This is a genomic window from Acetonema longum DSM 6540, assembly GCF_000219125.1.
Taxonomy (GTDB): Bacteria; Bacillota; Negativicutes; order Sporomusales; family Acetonemataceae; genus Acetonema; species Acetonema longum.
Genome location: NZ_AFGF01000079.1, coordinates 21,333 through 40,227 on the forward strand (window position 1 = coordinate 21,333; position 18,895 = coordinate 40,227).

An 18,895-nucleotide genomic window follows, 5' to 3' on the forward strand; every position below is an offset into this window, starting at 1 on the left:
AGATAAAAACGGTGAAACGGATAACAGTGTTGGGCATCGGCAACATTCTGCTGCAGGATGAAGGCTTTGGCGTCAGAGTTATTGAGGAACTGCAGCGGCGTTACCGGTTTACCGAACCCGTGCAGGTTCTGGATGGCGGTACCCTGGGCATGGAGCTACTGCACTTTATTACCGGGTCTGCCCGGCTGTTGGTCATCGATGCCATTGACGGCGGCCAGCCGCCCGGCAGTTTCTACCGCCTGACCGGCGAGGCCGTCCAGGCCTATTTTCAGGATAAGGTATCACTGCACGAATTGGGCCTGAAAGATGTGCTGGCCGCGCTCAAAGTATTGGATGAGCCGGTTGAGGAAGTGGTCATCATCGGAGTGCAGCCGGCAGTCCTTGACCTGGGTCTCGATCTGACGCCCGCCGTTGTCGCTATGATCGAACCGGCCATAGCGGCGGTTATCGCTCAGCTCAAAGGCTGGCAGGCAGAGGTGTGGGAAAATGGTTGAGGAGACCGGTGCCACGCTGGGAAACATTGAGCGGATCGGGATTCATATTGCCGGGATTGTGCAGGGGGTGGGGTTCCGCCCCTTTGTGTATAATCTGGCGCGGCGGCATCATTTAAGGGGTTGGGTGCTGAATGACGGGGCTGGGGTTAGGATCGAAGCTGAGGGAGCGAGTCATGCCCTGCGGGAATTTGTGGCGGGCTTGACAGCCGAGGCGCCACCATTGGCCGTGATTGCGGATATGATGATCATAGCGCTGCCGTTAAAAGGCGAAACACAATTTGAAATTAAATCAAGCCTGATATCTGTCACTCATTCAGCAACTATATCCCCGGATATTGCTACCTGCCCCGACTGTCGCCGGGAAATGGCCGACCCCAATAACCGGCGGTTCGGTTACCCTTTTACCAATTGTACTAACTGCGGTCCCCGTTATACTATTATTACCGGTGTTCCCTATGATCGGATGCGTACCACTATGGACCCCTTTGCCATGTGTCCGGCCTGTCAGGCCGAGTATGATGATCCTGCCAACCGGCGGTTTCACGCCCAACCCAATGCCTGTCCGGTGTGCGGGCCCCGGTATCGCCTGCTCAACTCCGATGGCCAAGAAGCGGCGGGCCAGCCCTTAACAGAGGCGCGGCGTCTTCTTAAAAACGGCGCCATTGTGGCTGTCAAAGGAATCGGCGGCTATCACCTGGTTTGCGATGCAATGAACCAACAAGCGGTGACACTTTTACGGACCAGAAAGATTCGCGAAGATAAGCCTTTTGCCGTGATGGGCGGCAGCCTGGAGTCTGTCCGGCGGCACTGCCTGGTGTCACAGGCGGAAGAAACTTTTCTTACCGGCGCTGTTCGTCCGATTGTTTTACTGGCCAAGACAGCCGGTTACAGCCTGGCTGAGGCGGTAGCGCCGGGCAATCCTTGTCTTGGCGTGATGCTGCCCTATGCGCCTGTGCATTGGCTGTTGCTGGCGCCTGAGGATGTCTGGGTCATGACCAGCGGCAATAGCAGCGACGAGCCGATAGCTTATACTGATGGGGATGCCATAGCCAGACTGGCGGGGATTGCCGACTATTTTCTGATTCACAACCGCGAAATTCATTACCGGGCCGATGACTCAGTGGTCCGGATATTTAATGATAAACCCTATATCCTGCGCCGGAGCCGGGGCCTGGCCCCGGCTCCAATCCGCCTGGTACGGCCAGGTCCACCGGTATTGGCCTGCGGCGGCGAACTGAAGAATGCCTTTTGTTTGACTAAAGGAGACCAAGCCTTCGTCAGCGTCCATATGGGCGACCTGGAGAATATGGCTGCCTTTGAATCTTATAAAGCAACCATCGGACACTGCCAAGGTCTGTTGGGCATCCGGCCGGAAGTCGTGGCCTGTGATTTACATCCCGAATACTTGTCGACGAAATATGCTGATCATTGGAATCTTCCCCGGATCGCCGTGCAGCACCATCACGCCCATATCGCTTCCGTCCTGGCCGAACATGGCCTGGAGGAACCGGTTATCGGCATTGCCTTTGACGGGACCGGCTACGGCAGTGACGGACACCTGTGGGGCGGTGAATTCTTGCTGGCCGACTGCCGGGAATTTACTCGTCTGGCCCACTGCCGGTATTTGCCGCTGCCGGGCGCGAGCCGGGCCATTAAAGAGCCCTGGCGGCCGGCGGCCTGGATGCTCCAGGAACTGTATAATGCAGATTTTGTGAATCTGGACATACCTCTGGCCCGATTGCTTCCGGAGGGCTGGCAAATGACCATCCAGGCGGCGGCGAAAGGAATCAATGCCCCGCTCACTTCCAGTGCCGGGAGGCTGTTCGATATTGCGGCGGCCATTCTCGGTATCCGGACCCATATCCATTACGAAGGCCAGGCGGCGGTAGAACTCGAACTGGCGGCAACCGGCGCTCGTGGGGACACTCTGCCTTATGATATCACCGCCGGCAACGTCCGGGAACTGGACTTTCGACCCACCTTCGCCGCTATGGTGCAGGCCATAGGGCAGGGGCGCGGAACAGCCGAACTGGCGGCGGCGTTTCATACAACCCTGGCGGCGGCCATCACCGATATGACCCGGCGGTTAAGTAAAACAACGGGCATTCGCAAAGTGGCCTTGAGCGGCGGCGTTTTTCAGAATATGACCCTTTTGCGGCAAGTCGCCGGATTGCTGGAAAAAGATTTTACCGTACTGATACACCGCCAGGTGCCAACCAATGACGGCGGCTTATGCCTGGGCCAGGCGGCGGTCGCGATCGAAAGGAGCAGATAAAAATGTGTCTAGCGGTGCCGGCAAAGGTTATCGATATCATTGATCTTTTAGCCACGGTGGAAGTCGGCGGGATCACCCGTCAAATCAGCCTGATGCTCTTGCCTGACGTGACAATCGGGGATTTTGTCCTGGTGCATGCCGGTTTTGCCATTCAGAAGGTAGACCAGGAAGAAGCCCGGCGTACTACGGAGTTGCTTAAGGAATTGGCCGGCTATGCTGAATAACCGGCAGGAGACAATGCGGCAAGCCGCCGCATTTTTTACCGGAGAAATTGATCGGCTGATCACCAAACCAGTGCGACTGATGGAAGTGTGCGGCACCCATACTGTAGCCATTTTCCGGGCAGGCATCCGTCAACTGCTGCCGCCTCAGGTGGAACTGGTCAGCGGGCCGGGCTGCCCGGTGTGCGTCACGCCCAACGATTATCTCGACACTGCTGTGGCCTATAGCCGCTTGCCAGACGTTATCATCACCACTTTCGGCGACATGCTGCGGGTGCCGGGGTCGGCGTCCAGCCTGGCCGCGGAAAAGGCGGCCGGTTCTGACATTCGGATTGTTTATTCACCCCTGGAAAGCCTGGATATTGCCGCCGCCCATCCTGAAAAGAAGATTATTTTTCTGGCGGTCGGATTCGAGACAACGGCCCCCCTGGCTGCCGCTACCGTGCTGGAGGCCGAGAGACGCGGCCTTGCGAATTTTTACGTGCTGTCGGCGCATAAGCTGGTGCCGCCGGCTCTCAGTGCCCTGCTTGCCGACCGGGAGGTCAGGGTGGACGGCTTTTTATTGCCGGGGAATGTGAGCGCAATGATCGGAGAACAGCCTTATTGCTTCCTGGCAGAGAAATATCACCTGCCGGGGGTCATTGCCGGGTTTGATCCCCTGGACATCCTGCAGTCGGTATACATGCTGGCCAGGCAGATCCATGCCAGCACGGCCATAGTGGAAAACCAATACCGCCGTATCGTCAGACATGAAGGCAATCCGGCGGCGCGGCAGGTACTAACCCAAGTCTATGAAACTGTCGATGCGGCCTGGCGGGGCATGGGGGTTATCCCGGCTTCGGGACTGGGAGTCAATGACAGGTATCGTCGTTTTAACGCTTTGGCCGCTTTGCCGCTTCAGGTGGAAAAGGCCTCCGAACAGGCTGCCTGCCGGTGCGGTGAGGTTTTGCGCGGCATCATTAAACCAGCCGACTGTTTGTTATTTGGTAAAGCCTGCGTTCCCGAGCATCCGGTGGGATCCTGCATGGTATCGGTGGAAGGAACCTGCGCGGCCTGGTATAAATATGGAGCAGGAAAGTGGCAAGTTTGAATAGTGTGGTTAACATCCTGGTAGTGCGTGTTTTTCTGCAGTGTGGAAGGTGGCAGGTATGAATAATATGAATGATATAAATGATAAACGGATTCGGCTGGCCCACGGCAGCGGCGGCAAGTTGAGCCATGATCTGGTGACAGGCGTGATGCTGCCCGCTTTCGCCAACGCAGCGCTGAATGAACTCCATGACGGCGCCAGGATTAACATGCCGGGAGTTAAACTGGCATTTACTACCGATTCTTATGTGGTAAAGCCCTTGTTTTTTGCCGGCGGTAACATCGGCAAGCTGGCGGTTTGCGGCACGGTCAATGATCTGGCCATGTGCGGCGCCGATCCCCACTACCTTTCCGCCGGATTTATTATCGAAGAGGGGTTTCCGGTTGCCGACCTGATCCGGATTGTCGAGTCCATGCAGGCAGCTGCTTCGGAAGCGGGTGTTGCTATTGTCACCGGAGACACCAAGGTGGTGGAAAAAGGTGCGGTTGACGGCATCTATATCAATACCGCCGGCATTGGCGCGGTCATCGATGGGACCGGCATATCTCCGACGCGGGTTCGGCCGGGACAGGACATCATACTCAGCGGTCCGGTGGGTAATCATGCGGTAGCGATTATGGCTCTGCGCCATGGCCTGGTACTGCCGCAAACAGTGACCAGTGACTGTGCGCCCTTAAATGGACTGGTAAAAGAACTGTTGTCGGCTGTTCCCGATGTTGCCGTACTTCGCGATCCCACCAGGGGCGGCCTGGCGACAACCCTTAATGAAATCGCCCAACAGGCGGCTGTAGGGATTCTCGTCGAAGAAGCGGCGATTCCGGTTCAGCCCGAGGTAGCGGCGGCGTGTGACATCCTTGGCTTTGATCCGCTTTATCTGGCCAACGAGGGGAAAATGATAATTTTTTCCCAGCCTCAGGCCAGTGAACGGCTGCTGGCTATTTTGAAAGGGCATAAATACGGCAAAGAGGCCGGTATTATCGGTAAGGTTACCGACTCTCCGGCGGGACAGGTCGGTCTGCGGACCTTAATCGGCGGCATCAGGCTTTTGGATATGCCGGTAGCCGATCAGCTTCCCCGAATTTGTTAGGTCCAATAAAAGATGTAACAAAAAGCTTCCGGAGGTTAAGTTTCCGAAAGCTTTTTATTATATATGTATAGATAGATATTTTTTTGTAGGATTTCCCGGTAGTGTGTGGGCGTAAACCCCCACATGCTTTTGAAAACGCCCAAGGATTACTTCCCCGTACAGTTCAAAATAATTAAACATTTGATTTGGAAAAATTATACTAAACTGCCGGCATGGCTGTAAGATGGATATACAAGGCGGCAGAATTGTGCTAAAATGAAAGCATTGCCGATGAATGGTGCATATAGTTTCCCGTTGGTGACAAAACTAGCCATGACAAGCGCTAACAGCGAATATTATGTCGCAGGATTCGCATTGACACGACTCATGGGATGAGCTACAATGGGTTTTGTTAGAAACGAGGTGCAACATTTCATGTTAGAAGTATATGTTCTGGCCTTTACCGTAGCCTTGATGGCGACGTATTTATTAACTCCTTATGTAAAAGAATTGGCGGTCCGGGTCGGCGCCATGGATGCGCCGGACGCACGCAAAGTGCATACCAGACCCATCCCACGAATGGGCGGTCTGGCGATTTATGCAGGGTTTATTCTGGCTTGCCTGGCCAGTTTGTACGTAAACCGGGAGATTCTTAGCCTGATGCTGGGCGGTACCGTGATTTTGGCAGTAGGTATTGTTGACGACATGAAGCAGATTTCCCCCAGGGCGAAACTGCTGGGACAAATTGCCGCTGCCGCAGTACTGGTGCTGTTCGGGATTCGTATTGAATGGCTGACGAATCCGTTTGGCGATATAATTTATTTAAGCTATTTGTCCATCCCTCTGACCATCTTCTGGGTGGTGGGCCTGACTAACACCTTGAATCTGATTGACGGATTGGATGGGTTGGCTGCCGGTGTATCCACTATCGCTTCCCTTACTATTCTCTTGGTAGCAGCCCAGCAGAACTTTTGGACGGTAGCAATTTTGACCGCGGCTTTGGCTGGCAGTGCTCTGGGATTTCTTCAGCACAATTTCAATCCGGCAAAAATCTTTATGGGTGATACCGGCAGTATGTTCCTTGGCTATATGCTGGCGGCAGTTTCGGTTCTGGGTACGGTGAAAAGCGCCGCTACCATTGCTCTGGTGGTGCCGGCGGTAGCCCTTGGGCTGCCGATTATGGATACGGCCTTTGCCATCATACGCCGTTATTTAAGCGGACAACCTATCTTTAAGCCAGATAAAGGTCATCTCCATCACCGATTGCTGGCCATGGGGCTGTCCCAGCGCCAGGCGGTTCTCTTGATGTATTTGATCAGCGGCTGCCTTGGCGTCAGCGCCATCATACTGACACTGGTCAATCAAGTATCCGCCGCGTTGATCCTACTGGCGTTATTAGGATCAGCCGTTCTTGGCGCCAAAAAGATCGGCGTATTAAAAGGCTCCAATTCTTTGGGAACCCATTGAGCTTTTTTCGCTTTTCATCTATCGGCGGGCGTTTGCCCGCCGTTCCTGTATGATCTATTTTTTGTGTCAGGGAGTGGGAGAGTTTGGCGAAATTAAAAGTCATGACGATATTCGGCACCCGGCCGGAAGCCATCAAAATGGCGCCGGTGGTGCTGGAACTGGCGAAATATCCTGAGTGGATCCAACCGATAGTAGCAGTGACGGCTCAGCACCGGGAGATGCTGGATCAGGTCCTGCGGCTGTTTCAGATTAGACCGAACTATGATCTGGATATTATGTGCCAGGGCCAAACCCTGTTTGACATTACCTGCCGGTCTCTTAACGGTCTGAATGCCGTACTGGCGTCAGAAAAGCCTTCTATTGTTTTGGTTCATGGCGATACGACCACCACTTTTGTAGCCGCTTTGGCGGCGTTTTACCACCAAATCCCGGTAGGGCATGTGGAGGCGGGACTGCGCACCGGGAATAAATATTCACCCTATCCGGAGGAAATGAACCGGAAACTGACCGGTTCCCTGACAGATATGCATTTTGCTCCCACTGCTACAGCCAAGGCCAATCTGCTGGCTGAAGCGGTAAATCCGGATACGATTTATGTTACCGGCAATACGGTCATTGATGCTTTAAAAGCCACTGTGGACCCCCGGTATACCTTTTGCGATCCTTTAGCGCGCATTCCTTTTGCCGCGAAGCGGATCATTCTGGTGACCACTCATCGCCGGGAAAATTTGGGCGAACCTATGCGGCATGTATATCGGGCCTTGGCCCGGATTACGGCCGAATTTTCTGATGTGGAAATGGTCTTCCCGGTGCATAGGAATCCCCGGGTGCGGGAAGTGGTGCAGGCCGAGCTGGGGAATAATCCCCGGGTGCACCTGATTGATCCCCTGGAATATCAGCCCTTTGCCAATGCTATAGCCCGATCTTACCTGATACTGACGGATTCAGGCGGTATTCAGGAAGAGGCGCCGGCTTTGGGCAAGCCGGTTCTGGTACTCAGGGATACCACCGAACGGCCGGAAGCTCTGGCAGCCGGAACAGTGAAGCTGGTTGGCACATCCTGCGAGACGGTATATCGTGAAACAGCCCGGTTATTGTCTGATCCGGCTTACTACCGGATGATGGCCGAGGCATGCAATCCCTATGGCGATGGTTTGACGGCCTCTCGCATTGTCAAAGCCATTCTCTTTCGTTATGGACTAATTGACACTCAACCGGCGCCTTTCGCCTGCCAAACAAACTAAAACTGTATTATTTTCGACTATCTTGTTAGACTAAGCAGGAATATGCAAAAGTATAACGAATATCTAAAATAGTTAAGTAAGAGAAAAACATAACATGCAAGAGATTCCTATAAGACGAAGCGCTACGGGCAATAGCCCCTAACGGAAATGTCGGGGGAATGTCGGTAAAACGGACGTAGCTGCTGGCCTTTGAACAGGCGAATTGGGTACAACCGGGGGTTTGTTTTGTATTGGACAAAATAAGCCTCATTGTTTTTTGTAGGAATATTATAGGGATTCTAAATTTCAGAATTGAACTGATTCGATTGATTAAATGAATTGAATAATTAATTAATGCAAACTTTTCATTGGTGCTGAGTTTTGATAAAATAACTGATAACGGGCTACTATAAAGTTATGGAAAGTTTGGCAGAGGTGAGGCAGATGGACGATGAGGACAAACGGTCCTATTGGACTCTCTTGGCGGCTGCTGGCAATATCAGCGTCATGTTTGCGGCCAATCTCCTCGTAGGGGTCTTGGCCGGCCGGGCGATTGACGGTTGGCTGGATAGCCGGCCTTGGGCCACAGCTGCCGGGGCATTGCTGGGATTTTCCGCTGCCATGTGGTCGGTAGTCAAGCTTGTTATCAAAGATAAGAAGGGTAAGATGCGGCATCGTTGAAGAACAGGATTTTTTTCTTACTGTAAAAGAAATTATGCTACAGATGATGCTGACTGGCGGGGCAATTGCACTGCTTTTAACTGTGGCCGGGTTTTCCCGGTTGGCGCCGGGATTTGTTCTGGGGGTAGCGGCAGGTATGTCCAATGGCTTGTTATTGAGCCATCAGCTCAAAAAAAGCGCTGTCTTGCCGCCTGAACGGGCTGTGGCTTCGGTGCAGTCCGGCTGGATAGTCAGAATGTCAGTGGCAGTCCTGCTGCTGGTCCTGTCGGTACTGTTTGCTCAAATCAATTTTCTGGCTGCTCTGGCGGGTTTTTTTCTGTTTCAGACTCTGCTTGTGATCAGAGCCGTCATTTTTTACTTCCGCAGCTTTCCGAATCATTGTGATAACGTGAAAGAAAAAAAACAGTATGAAAGGGGTGAGTAAAAACAAATGCATGGTACCGAACATATAGGACAACATACGGTAGTTACGCTGGGCGGTCTGATTTTTCACATGGACACCCTGATTATGACCTGGATTACTATGGCAGCGGTGATTCTGGTAGTGTTTATCGCTACCCGCGGCCTGGAAAGAGGAGTGCCCAAACGGCGCTGGCAGGTCTTTATCGAAATGGTGGTAGAAGGCCTGATCGACCAGCTGGAAAAGACGGCGGGCCCCAAGGCCAAGCCGATTGCCCCTCTGATTATCACGCTCTTTTTATACCTGATGTTTGCCAACTGGCTGGGTCTGGTTCCGGGAGGATTTTCCTCGCCTACCGTTGACCTGAATACAACTCTGGGAATGGCGGTTATGATTGCTTTGTCGGTGCACGTGATCGGCGCGTCACGAAACGGCATCTCCCATTTTGGTCATTTATTTCAGCCCCATTGGGTTTTTTTGCCCATTAATCTTATGGAAGAAATTTCAAAGCCTTTGACCATGTCCTTGCGTCTATTCGGCAATATTCTTGCCGGTGAGATTCTTTTAATTATCCTGTCCATGCTGGTGCCTTGGGTTGCTCCTACCGCCTGGCTGGCGTTCAGCGTATTTGTCGGCATAGTGCAGGCGCTGATCTTTACCATATTGTCCATCGTCAGCCTGTCAGGCGCTTTCAAAGACCACCACTAATCATTGATATAGTTTTACCGTCCCATTCTGAATTGATTTAAGGAAAGGAGGAGACTACTGTGGAGAAAGTTTATATTGCTGTGGCTTCCGCACTGGCTGCCGCACTTTGTGTCACTGTTGCCGCCAACTCCGCCGCTAAAGGTGACGCTAGTGTTGTTACCAAGGCGGTTGAAAGCGTGGCCAGACAACCAGAGGCAAAGAACGATATTCTGATGACCATGTTAATCGGGATAGGTTTGATTGAGTCGATACCCATTATTGCTGCGGTTATTGCTCTCGCACTGGTGTTTGCCAATCCGTTCATTTAAGTAATTATTATGTCGTGTGGAGCGGCGGGCTGTTGCGGGACTGTGGCAACGGTTCCGCGCCGTCGCTTCTTTAACACGCATAATAGGTAAGAAAGGGGAGAACCCTCGGTAATGGAAGAAACATCGTTATTTTCTATAAATCCGACGCTCATAGCGCAAATTATAAATTTTCTGCTTTTGCTGTTATTGTTGGCCAAAGTGGCCTGGAAGCCTCTGATTCAGATCATTGACGAGCGTAAAGCCAAGATTGCCGCTGATATCGATTCAGCCGAGCAGAACCGCGTTGCGGCTGCCGAGCTGAAAGCTGAGTATCAGAAGCACTTGGCCGAAGCCCGGGTGGAAGCCCAGGCTATTGTGGAAAAGGCCATCAAGCTGGCTGACCAGACCAAGGATGAGATTCTGACCGCTGCCCGTGCCGAACACGAGCGTCTCTTGAAGAGCGCTCAGGAGCAAATCGTCCGGGAGAGACAGCAGGCTTTACATGAAATCCGTAATGAGGTGGTGGCCATTTCCATTGCTGCCGCCGGCAAAATCATCAGTCAGAATCTGAACAGCGATGTCAATGCCAAGCTGGTGGATGACTTTATCGCTAAATTGGACGACAAACAGGGTGGACTGTCATGCTAGGCGGTCAATTAGCGACGAAATACGCCCAGGCCCTTTGCGAACTGGCTAAGGAAAAGGATTTGCTGGATGAAGTGGAGCAGGAATTGGGGATCGTCCGGAAAACTGCGGAGCAGTATAAGGATTTAGCTACCCTGCTGTATCATTACCAGGTGCCGGCTGAGGTGAAAAAAGACACGATTATGAAGATTTTTAAAGCTGATCTTCATGATTTTGTCCTGAATTTTCTGTTGCTTTTGGTGGACAAACGCCGGATCAACGCTTTGCCGGACATGATTGACGCCTATACTCAGTTGGCCAACGCGGCCCGCAATATGATCGAGGCCGAAATCAAGACCGCCATGCCGTTAAACTCGCAGCAAGAAACTGCTTTGGCGGTTAAGCTAGGCAAAATGACCGGTAAAACCGTAATTTTGAAAACCAGTGTGGACAAGAGCCTGATCAGCGGCGTAGTCGTAAAGATCGGCGACAGCCTGATTGACGGCAGCATAGCCCGCCGGCTGAAATCACTAGAAACCGCACTGTCCAACACGCAATTGACGAAGATTGGGGTGACAAGCTAGGTGAGTATGAAACTAAGGCCGGAAGAAATCACGGCGATTATTAAACAGCAAATCGAGCGCTACCAGGTCGACCTCAATGTAGATGATGTGGGTACAGTAATCGAAGTTGGCGACGGTATCGCCCATATTCACGGTCTACAACGGGCCATGGCCGGTGAACTGTTGGAGTTTGACAACAATGTATACGGCATGATCCTCAACCTGGAGGAAGACAATGTGGGTGCCGTTATCTTGGGCGGCGAAACTGCTATCAAAGAAGGCGCTACCGTGCGCCGCACCGGGCGCATCATGCAGGTTCCGGTGGGAGAAGCTATGGTGGGCCGGGTAGTCAACGCCTTGGGCCAGCCCATTGATGGCAAAGGACCGATTAATACCACCGAATTCCGTCCGGTTGAGTACCGGGCTCCCGGCATTGCCGACCGTCAGTCGGTTAAAGAACCGCTACAAACCGGAATCAAGGCGATTGACGCCATGATTCCTATCGGCCGCGGCCAACGCGAGCTGATCATCGGTGACCGGGGCACCGGCAAGACGGCCATTGCCATTGACACGATTATTAATCAAAAAGGTCAGGGCGTTATTTGCATTTATGTGGCTATCGGCCAAAAAGCCTCCACTGTGGCCCGGGTGGTTCATACTCTGGAGCAGGCCGGCGCTATGGAATATACCATTATCGTAGCCGCTACCGCCGCTGACAGTGCGCCGCTGCAATATCTGGCTCCTTATGCCGGCGTTACCATGGGCGAGTACTTTATGTACAAAGGCGGCCATGCGCTGTGTGTGTATGACGACCTCTCCAAGCATGCTCAGGCATATCGGGCTATGTCGCTTTTGCTGCGCCGGCCTCCCGGACGGGAAGCCTACCCCGGCGACGTGTTTTATTTACACTCCCGTCTCTTGGAACGGGCCGCCAAGCTCTCTGATGCCCTGGGCGGCGGTTCCATTACCGCCCTGCCGGTCATAGAGACTCTGGCCGGCGATGTTTCGGCCTATATCCCCACTAACGTGATTTCGATCACCGACGGTCAGATCTTCCTGGAAAGCGAGCTCTTCTACGCCGGTATCCGTCCGGCCATCAACGTCGGCATCTCAGTTTCCCGTGTCGGCGGGTCGGCTCAAATCAAAGCCACCAAGCAGGTAGCAGGCCGTCTGCGCCTGGATTTGGCCCAATACCGGGAATTGGCCGCTTTTGCCCAGTTCGGTTCCGACCTGGATAAGGCTACCAAGGCTTTACTAGAGCGGGGCCAGCGCATGACGGAACTTTTGAAGCAGCCTCAATACGCTCCTTACCCCATTGAAGAGCAAGTCCTTTCGATTTATGCCGGTGTCAACGGCTATCTGGATGATGTGCCGGTAGACATGATTAATAAATTTGAAGCGGATTACCTGAAATTCCTGCGGACCCAATACAATGAGATCGTCAAAATCATTCGCGAGAAGAAAGCCATGGATGCCGACACCGAGGCAGCTCTGAAAAAGGCGATTCAGGAGTTCAAGGATACCTTTGTGACCAACCCTCAATCACTGGCACAAGAAGCGGCGAGGTGATGCTAGATGCCTAGTGCACGGGAAATACGCCGTCGGATCCGCAGTGTAAAAAATATTCAGCAGATTACCAAAGCCATGAAAATGGTAGCGGCGGCCCGCCTCCGCCGGGCTCAGGAACGGGCCATGGCCGGCAAGCCCTACATGGAGAAAATACACGGAATTTTGGCCAGTGTAGCCGCTCATGCCGGTGAGGTGCAGCATCCTCTGCTGGCTGCCCGTGAGGTAAAAAAAGTGGGCTATCTGGTCATTGCCGCTGACAAAGGCCTGGCCGGAGCCTATTCTTCCAATGTGATCAAAGAAGCCCTGGCTCAGGTGAAGGGACGTCAGGATATCGGCTTGGCCACAGTCGGCCGCAAGGCCCGGGACTACTTCAAACGCCGCGATTATCCGGTGGAGCGGGAATATACCGGCTTTTCCGATAAACCCACCTACCAGCATGCGGTCATGCTGACCCGGGAACTGACCCAAGCCTACCTGGCCGGTGAATACGACGAGATCCATATCGTCTATACCCAGTTTTTTTCTCCGGCCCATTTTACGCCGGCAACGGTAAAACTGCTGCCCCTGGCGGCGCCGGAAGCGGCTGAGTCTCAGCCCGGCATGCAGGAATACATTTTCGAGCCTTCCGCCGAGGCAGTGCTGGAGACGCTGTTGCCAAAGTATCTGGAAACCACAATTTACGGTGCGCTGCAGCAGGCTGCAGCCAGTGAATTAGGCGCCCGGATGATAGCCATGGGATCGGCCACTGACAATGCCCAGGAACTGATCTCGCAACTGACTCTGAACTATAACAAAGTCCGCCAAGCCACCATTACCCGCGAGATTACAGAAATTGTGGGCGGTGCCGAGGCCTTGAAATAAGGAGGTACCTGTGAATATCGGTAGAGTGATACAAGTCATTGGGCCGGTTGTCGACGTTGAGTTCGCGCCGGAGCAATTGCCTGCCATATACAACGCCGTTAAAATCGAAGGCCAAACAGGGGACGTCAAGGTCAGCCTGACGGCGGAAGTAATGCAGCATTTGGGCGACAACACTGTGCGTTGTGTTGCCATGAGTTCAACAGACGGTCTGGTGCGCGGCATGCAGGCCACCGACACCGGCATGCCGGTGAAAATACCTGTAGGCAAAGGAACCCTGGGACGGGTGTTTAACGTACTGGGAGAACCGGTGGATAACAAGCCCGACAAAGTCGTGGCGGAAGATTATTGGCCGATTCATCGTCCGGCTCCTACGTTTGAACAGCAGGAGACCACTCCGAACATTTTGGAAACCGGTATTAAAGTCGTAGACCTGATTGCTCCCTATGCCAAAGGCGGCAAGATCGGTCTGTTCGGCGGAGCCGGTGTAGGCAAAACCGTTTTGATTCAGGAACTGATCCGCAATATCGCCACTGAGCACGGCGGCTATTCGGTATTTGCCGGCGTAGGCGAACGTACCCGTGAAGGAAATGATCTCTGGATGGAAATGACCGAATCCGGCGTTATCGAAAAGACCGCCCTGGTGTTCGGCCAGATGAATGAACCGCCTGGAGCCCGTATGCGGGTAGGTCTGACCGGTTTGACCATGGCGGAATATTTCCGTGACGTTGGCGGTCAGGATGTACTGCTCTTTGTCGATAATATTTTCCGTTTTATCCAGGCCGGCTCTGAAGTATCGGCTCTCTTGGGCCGCATGCCCTCCGCCGTAGGATATCAGCCTACTCTCGGTACCGACGTAGGCGCTTTGCAGGAGCGGATTACCTCCACCAAAACCGGTTCCATCACTTCGGTGCAGGCAGTTTATGTACCGGCTGACGACTTGACTGACCCGGCTCCGGCAGCGACATTCGCTCACCTGGACGCCACTACGGTTCTGTCCCGTCAGATCTCCGAACTGGGCATTTATCCGGCTGTGGACCCTCTGGACTCCACCTCCCGGATCCTGGACCCCAACATTCTCGGTCAGGAGCACTATCAGGTTGCCCGCGGCGTGCAGGAAGTACTGCAACGTTACAAGGAACTCCAGGACATCATCGCCATTTTGGGTATGGAAGAGCTGTCTGACGAAGACAAACTCACCGTGGCCCGCGCCCGCAGGGTGCAGAGATTCCTGAGCCAGCCCTTCTTTGTAGCCGAAGTGTTTACCGGCTCTCCCGGCAAGTATGTGCCGCTGTCTGAGACGATTCGCGGCTTTAAGGAGATTTTAAGCGGTATGCATGATGACCTGCCGGAAAGTGCGTTTTATATGGTAGGTACCATTGATGAAGCGGTGGAAAAGGCGCGCAAAATGAAGGGGGAATAACAAATGGCCAAGACCTTTCGCCTGGACATTGTAACCCCTGAACGCGTCCTGCTGTCGGAAGAGGCCACGATGGTTGTGGCCCGCGCTGTTGACGGCGACATCGGCATTCTGCCCGGACACGCTCCGCTGATCACCTCTTTGGCGATTTGGCCTTTGAAGATCAAACGGGCGGATGAAACAGAGTATCAGGTTTCACTGTGCAATGGATTTATGGAAGTGCAGCCGGACAAGGTTACAATCCTGGCCGGTTGCGCCGAACTTCCCGCTGAAATTGACCCGGAGAGGGCTCGGGGCGCCAAAGCCCGCGCCGAATCCCGGTTAAATGGCGATCGCTCCGATATTGACGTCGTCAGGGCTGAACTGGCTTTACAGCGTGCTTTGGTGCGTCTGAGAGTCGCCGGAGCCGAAAAATAAAAATCATATTGTGATTAGAACAGGTTGACAAAGTTCAGCCTGTTTTGTTCATCTGCAGCCTGACGCATAACTCCCCCAAATGTTGGAAACACTGAAAATAGGATTACCGTATACAGCGCGCCGAGACGGCGTGCCAACAGGGGAGTAAAGGCGGGAGAACCATGGGGCGTCGGGAAATGTGGTTTGTTACTCTATTGGCCGTGGTTTCCTTACTGTGGGTAAGCGGCTTATCGTATCGGACGGCTTTTAGCAGCCGGCTGCTGGCGGATAGTATGCGCACCGCCGGGGTACACGTGCAGGAAGCCCATGTTAATGGCTGGGCCCAAATAGCCTTGCATGCCGGGAGCGAGAACAGGGACTTGGAAGAGACAGTTCATGCTGCCATGGGAAAACTGAACCTGGATCGGAAGCAGTATTCTGTCAGCCGTCATTTGGATCAGACTCAGCGGATGATCAGGGCGGAATACAGGAATGATCACGCGCAGGTGACGGCAGCAGTCCAGATTGTCGGGCTGCCGGCAGCACCGGAACGATATATCGTAATTAATATTCTGGCAGCAAATCCTGGAGAGAATTTTAGCGAATGGGAAAATAAGGCGGAGCAAATCATTAAAGATATGGGGGGGTTACCGCGCATAAGCACTTGCCTGGTTGGCTGGCTTGATGGTAAACTAGAGAGGGACGAATGGACGAAGCGATTTCATACCGTCCTGAACGTCCTGGATGCGACGGTTGTTTCCACCATGTGTGATGGCGGCACTGTGAGTATCACCGGATATTCGCCGTTGCTCCAGGACTGGCTGACAGTGGAAGGCCGCCGGATTAACGTTAATCTGGCAATGCGCTACAGTCCGTATGACAACCGAACTTACATTACCATCGGCTCCCCGGTCATTACCAGGGAGTATTAGCAGTGCGAGCACCTTGCGTCATTTAAAACAGGGGATTAGTTTGCGAGGATTTTTTTTGCAATGCGAGGCGAAGAAGCCGAGCATATCGGACATATGTAAGGCGACGACAACGACGCGCTGCGGAAAAAGACTGCAAAATAATCCATGCTTTAGGTGACGCAAGGCGCTACAGTTGTAGGAGGAGCTACTTGTGGAGAGATTAGTCATCAGGGGCGGCAGAAAACTGACCGGGACCGTTAAGGTCAGCGGAGCGAAAAATGCCGTACTGCCCATTATCGCTGCTTCCCTTCTGGGATCCTCGACCAGCGTTCTGGAGGAGATTCCTGACCTGGAGGACGTGAGAACATTTGCCGAAGTGCTTGTACAGCTTGGAGTTTCAGTGAATCGAACTCATTCATCACTTGTCATCGACTCCCATGATATCAAAAGCTGTGAAGCGTCGTATGAATTGGTCCGGAAAATGAGAGCCTCTTTTTTGGTGATGGGTCCCTTGCTGGCTCGTCTTGGCCGGGCGGTTATCTCCCTGCCGGGAGGCTGCGCCATCGGTACCCGGCCCATTGACCTGCATTTAAAAGGATTTGAAGCCTTAGGCGCTGAAATCGTGATGGGGCATGGCAGCATTGAGGCCCGTGCGCCTCGCGGATTGACCGGCGCCAGGATTTACCTGGATTTCCCTAGCGTAGGAGCCACTGAAAACATCATCATGGCCGCCAGTCTGGCCAAAGGTCAGACCATCCTGGAAAACCCGGCGGAAGAGCCGGAAATCGTGGATCTGGCCACCTATCTAAACGCTATGGGCGCCCGAATCAGGGGGGCAGGCACCAACGTTATCAAAATCGAAGGTGTAACAGAACTCCGGGGCATGACTCACCCGGTCATCCCCGACCGGATCGAAGCCGGCACCTATATGGTGGCCGCTGCCATGACCGGTGGTGATGTACGTCTGGAAAATGTAATCAGTGAACACCTGAAACCGGTCGTTGCCAAGCTGAAGGAAGCTGGCGTCTATATCGAAGAAGACGTAACCGGCATCCGGGTCAAAGGCAGCGCCGATTTTAAATCCGTAGACATCAAAACACTGCCTTATCCCGGATTTCCCACTGATATGCAGGCCCAGTTCATGGCCATGCTGACTGTGGCCAAAGGCACCGGCGTGGTTACTGAAACCGTATTCGAGAACCGGTTCATGCATGTGGATGAACTCAAGCGCATGGGAGCTAACATAAAAATCGACGGCCGCAGCGCCGTCATCGAAGGAGTCAGCCACCTTACCGGCTGTCCGGTAAAAGCCACTGACCTCAGAGCCGGAGCTGCCTTGGTACTGGCCGGGTTGGTAGCCAGCGGACAGACCGAAATCGGTCATCTGCACCATATCGACCGGGGTTATGAAAAGCTGGTGGAAAAATTCCAGTCCCTGGGCGCCGATATTACCCGGGTGGATGATTAAGAACTTATTTCATGAATATATGGCAAGCAAGAGTGCAGGGACGCCGCAGCGTCCCTTTCTTTAATTTATGGCATATGCCACACTTTGTCCGCATAGATATAGATATATACTTGTACAATGCGGAGGGAGACAATGCGGAGCTTTGCGTTGGCGATCGTCAGTGTGGCATTCCTGGTAATTATTGTGCCGCTTTTCATCATTATTTTTTTCAGCGGTCCGGCCTGGGTACAGGCTGAAAGACCGGCGCCGAAGAAGGAGGATGGAATGACGGTTCGGGTCTATCTGCATGAAACAGATGAGATCAAAGCTATGAACCTGGAAGAGTATGTAAAGGGAGTAGTCGCGGCTGAAATGCCGGCCGAGTTTCATCCGGAAGCCTTGAAGGCCCAGGCAGTGGCAGCCCGGACCTATGCGGTGCAAAACATGGTCTCTATGGGCGGAGCGGGCTTGGCTGACCGTCCCGGGGCTGATGTTACCACCGATCCGCGTCTGGGCCAGGGATGGGCCGATGAGGCTAAGATGAAAGCCCGTTGGGGCTTCCTGGGCTTTCAGAAGTATTGGCCCAAGATCAATAAAGCAGTGGAAGAAACCCAGGGCATGATTCTGACCTACCAGGGGAAACCCATCCAGGCCGTGTTTCATTCTACCAGCAGTGAGCGCACCGCCAGCGCCAAAGAGGTGTGGGGGACGGACCACCCCTATCTGCAAAGCGTCCCCAGCGCTTGGGATAAGGATGCCCCCCGCTATAGCGAAAACCGGCTGATTCCCTGGGAGGACATTGACAAACGCCTGGGCACTGACACTAAAACCGTAACCGTCAGCCAAAGCGACGCCAAAAATATTGCCCAGGTACTATCATCCACCGAGTCCGGGCGAGTGGATCGGGTGCGGATCGGAGAGACTACTTTCAGCGGCCAGGCTTTACGGGAAAAGCTGCAATTGCGCTCAACCCGGTTCAGCATTCAGCCAAAGCCGGCAGGTCTGGAATTCGTTACCCAAGGCTACGGTCACGGCGTGGGACTGAGCCAGTACGGCGCTAACGGCATGGCCAAAGACGGCAGAACATTTAATGAAATATTGACCTATTTCTATACGGGTGTTGTAATTGAAAAGTTACATTGATATCCGCTCAGAAAGGTTCAGATGCTAGGTGAGAGAGACGCTTTCTGACTGA

20 protein-coding genes are annotated in these 18,895 nt (G+C 53.4%); all 20 read left to right on the plus strand.

Annotated elements, in window-relative coordinates:
• The first annotated feature begins 11 nt into the window (after positions 1-11).
• Positions 12-494 (plus strand): HyaD/HybD family hydrogenase maturation endopeptidase, encoded by a 483-nt coding sequence (locus tag ALO_RS09370; protein WP_004573257.1) that lies wholly within the window; start codon positions 12-14, stop codon positions 492-494.
• Positions 487-2,769, plus strand: coding sequence for a carbamoyltransferase HypF (gene hypF, locus ALO_RS09375; RefSeq protein ID WP_004573258.1), 2,283 nt, complete (start codon positions 487-489; stop codon positions 2,767-2,769). The genes ALO_RS09370 and hypF overlap by 8 nt, the downstream gene beginning before the upstream one ends.
• Before the next feature lie 2 nt (positions 2,770-2,771).
• Positions 2,772-2,993, plus strand: a complete 222-nt coding sequence (locus tag ALO_RS09380) for a HypC/HybG/HupF family hydrogenase formation chaperone (RefSeq protein ID WP_004573259.1) — start codon at positions 2,772-2,774, stop codon at positions 2,991-2,993.
• Positions 2,983-4,080 carry a hydrogenase formation protein HypD gene (gene hypD, locus ALO_RS09385; RefSeq protein WP_004573260.1) on the plus strand — a complete coding sequence of 366 codons (1,098 nt, stop codon included), beginning with the start codon at positions 2,983-2,985 and terminating at the stop codon, positions 4,078-4,080. The genes ALO_RS09380 and hypD overlap by 11 nt, the downstream gene beginning before the upstream one ends.
• 76 nt (positions 4,081-4,156) lie before the next feature.
• Positions 4,157-5,167, plus strand: coding sequence for a hydrogenase expression/formation protein HypE (gene hypE / locus ALO_RS09390; protein WP_040293080.1), 1,011 nt, complete (start codon positions 4,157-4,159; stop codon positions 5,165-5,167).
• Positions 5,168-5,581: 414 nt separating this feature from the next.
• Positions 5,582-6,613, plus strand: coding sequence for a glycosyltransferase family 4 protein (locus ALO_RS09395; protein WP_040293081.1), 1,032 nt, complete (start codon positions 5,582-5,584; stop codon positions 6,611-6,613).
• Positions 6,614-6,696: 83 nt separating this feature from the next.
• Positions 6,697-7,857, plus strand: a complete 1,161-nt coding sequence (gene wecB, locus ALO_RS09400; protein ID WP_004573263.1) for a non-hydrolyzing UDP-N-acetylglucosamine 2-epimerase — start codon at positions 6,697-6,699, stop codon at positions 7,855-7,857.
• Between the two features lie 423 nt (positions 7,858-8,280).
• Entirely contained in the window at positions 8,281-8,517 is a 237-nt protein-coding gene (locus tag ALO_RS09405; protein ID WP_004573264.1) for an AtpZ/AtpI family protein, read from the plus strand.
• A 34-nt stretch (positions 8,518-8,551) separates the two neighbouring features.
• Positions 8,552-8,941, plus strand: a complete 390-nt coding sequence (locus ALO_RS09410) for an ATP synthase subunit I (protein WP_139025365.1) — start codon at positions 8,552-8,554, stop codon at positions 8,939-8,941.
• 6 nt (positions 8,942-8,947) lie between these two features.
• Positions 8,948-9,625: a F0F1 ATP synthase subunit A gene (gene atpB / locus ALO_RS09415; RefSeq protein ID WP_004573266.1), complete on the plus strand. Its 678-nt coding sequence runs from the start codon at positions 8,948-8,950 to the stop codon at positions 9,623-9,625.
• A 59-nt stretch (positions 9,626-9,684) separates the two neighbouring features.
• Complete coding sequence (atpE, locus tag ALO_RS09420; RefSeq protein WP_004573267.1) at positions 9,685-9,933, plus strand: ATP synthase F0 subunit C; 249 nt, start codon at positions 9,685-9,687, stop codon at positions 9,931-9,933.
• Between the two features lie 111 nt (positions 9,934-10,044).
• Entirely contained in the window at positions 10,045-10,560 is a 516-nt protein-coding gene (gene atpF / locus ALO_RS09425; RefSeq protein ID WP_004573268.1) for a F0F1 ATP synthase subunit B, read from the plus strand.
• The gene (atpH, locus tag ALO_RS09430; RefSeq protein WP_004573269.1) at positions 10,554-11,120 is read left to right on the plus strand and encodes an ATP synthase F1 subunit delta; all 567 of its coding nucleotides are present in this window, start codon (positions 10,554-10,556) and stop codon (positions 11,118-11,120) included. The genes atpF and atpH overlap by 7 nt, the downstream gene beginning before the upstream one ends.
• A gap of 6 nt (positions 11,121-11,126) precedes the next feature.
• Positions 11,127-12,668, plus strand: coding sequence for a F0F1 ATP synthase subunit alpha (atpA, locus tag ALO_RS09435; RefSeq protein ID WP_040293082.1), 1,542 nt, complete (start codon positions 11,127-11,129; stop codon positions 12,666-12,668).
• Positions 12,669-12,674: 6 nt separating this feature from the next.
• Positions 12,675-13,529: an ATP synthase F1 subunit gamma gene (gene atpG, locus ALO_RS09440; RefSeq protein ID WP_004573271.1), complete on the plus strand. Its 855-nt coding sequence runs from the start codon at positions 12,675-12,677 to the stop codon at positions 13,527-13,529.
• A gap of 10 nt (positions 13,530-13,539) precedes the next feature.
• Entirely contained in the window at positions 13,540-14,949 is a 1,410-nt protein-coding gene (atpD, locus tag ALO_RS09445; protein ID WP_004573272.1) for a F0F1 ATP synthase subunit beta, read from the plus strand.
• 3 nt (positions 14,950-14,952) lie between these two features.
• On the plus strand, positions 14,953-15,363 hold the full coding sequence (locus ALO_RS09450) for a F0F1 ATP synthase subunit epsilon (protein WP_004573273.1): 411 nt from the start codon (positions 14,953-14,955) through the stop codon (positions 15,361-15,363).
• A 161-nt stretch (positions 15,364-15,524) separates the two neighbouring features.
• Positions 15,525-16,274 carry a YwmB family TATA-box binding protein gene (locus ALO_RS20810; RefSeq protein WP_004573274.1) on the plus strand — a complete coding sequence of 250 codons (750 nt, stop codon included), beginning with the start codon at positions 15,525-15,527 and terminating at the stop codon, positions 16,272-16,274.
• A gap of 190 nt (positions 16,275-16,464) precedes the next feature.
• Complete coding sequence (gene murA, locus ALO_RS09460; protein WP_004573275.1) at positions 16,465-17,721, plus strand: UDP-N-acetylglucosamine 1-carboxyvinyltransferase; 1,257 nt, start codon at positions 16,465-16,467, stop codon at positions 17,719-17,721.
• Positions 17,722-17,853: 132 nt separating this feature from the next.
• Positions 17,854-18,843 carry a stage II sporulation protein D gene (spoIID, locus tag ALO_RS09465; protein ID WP_004573276.1) on the plus strand — a complete coding sequence of 330 codons (990 nt, stop codon included), beginning with the start codon at positions 17,854-17,856 and terminating at the stop codon, positions 18,841-18,843.
• The last annotated feature ends 52 nt before the right edge of the window (positions 18,844-18,895 follow it).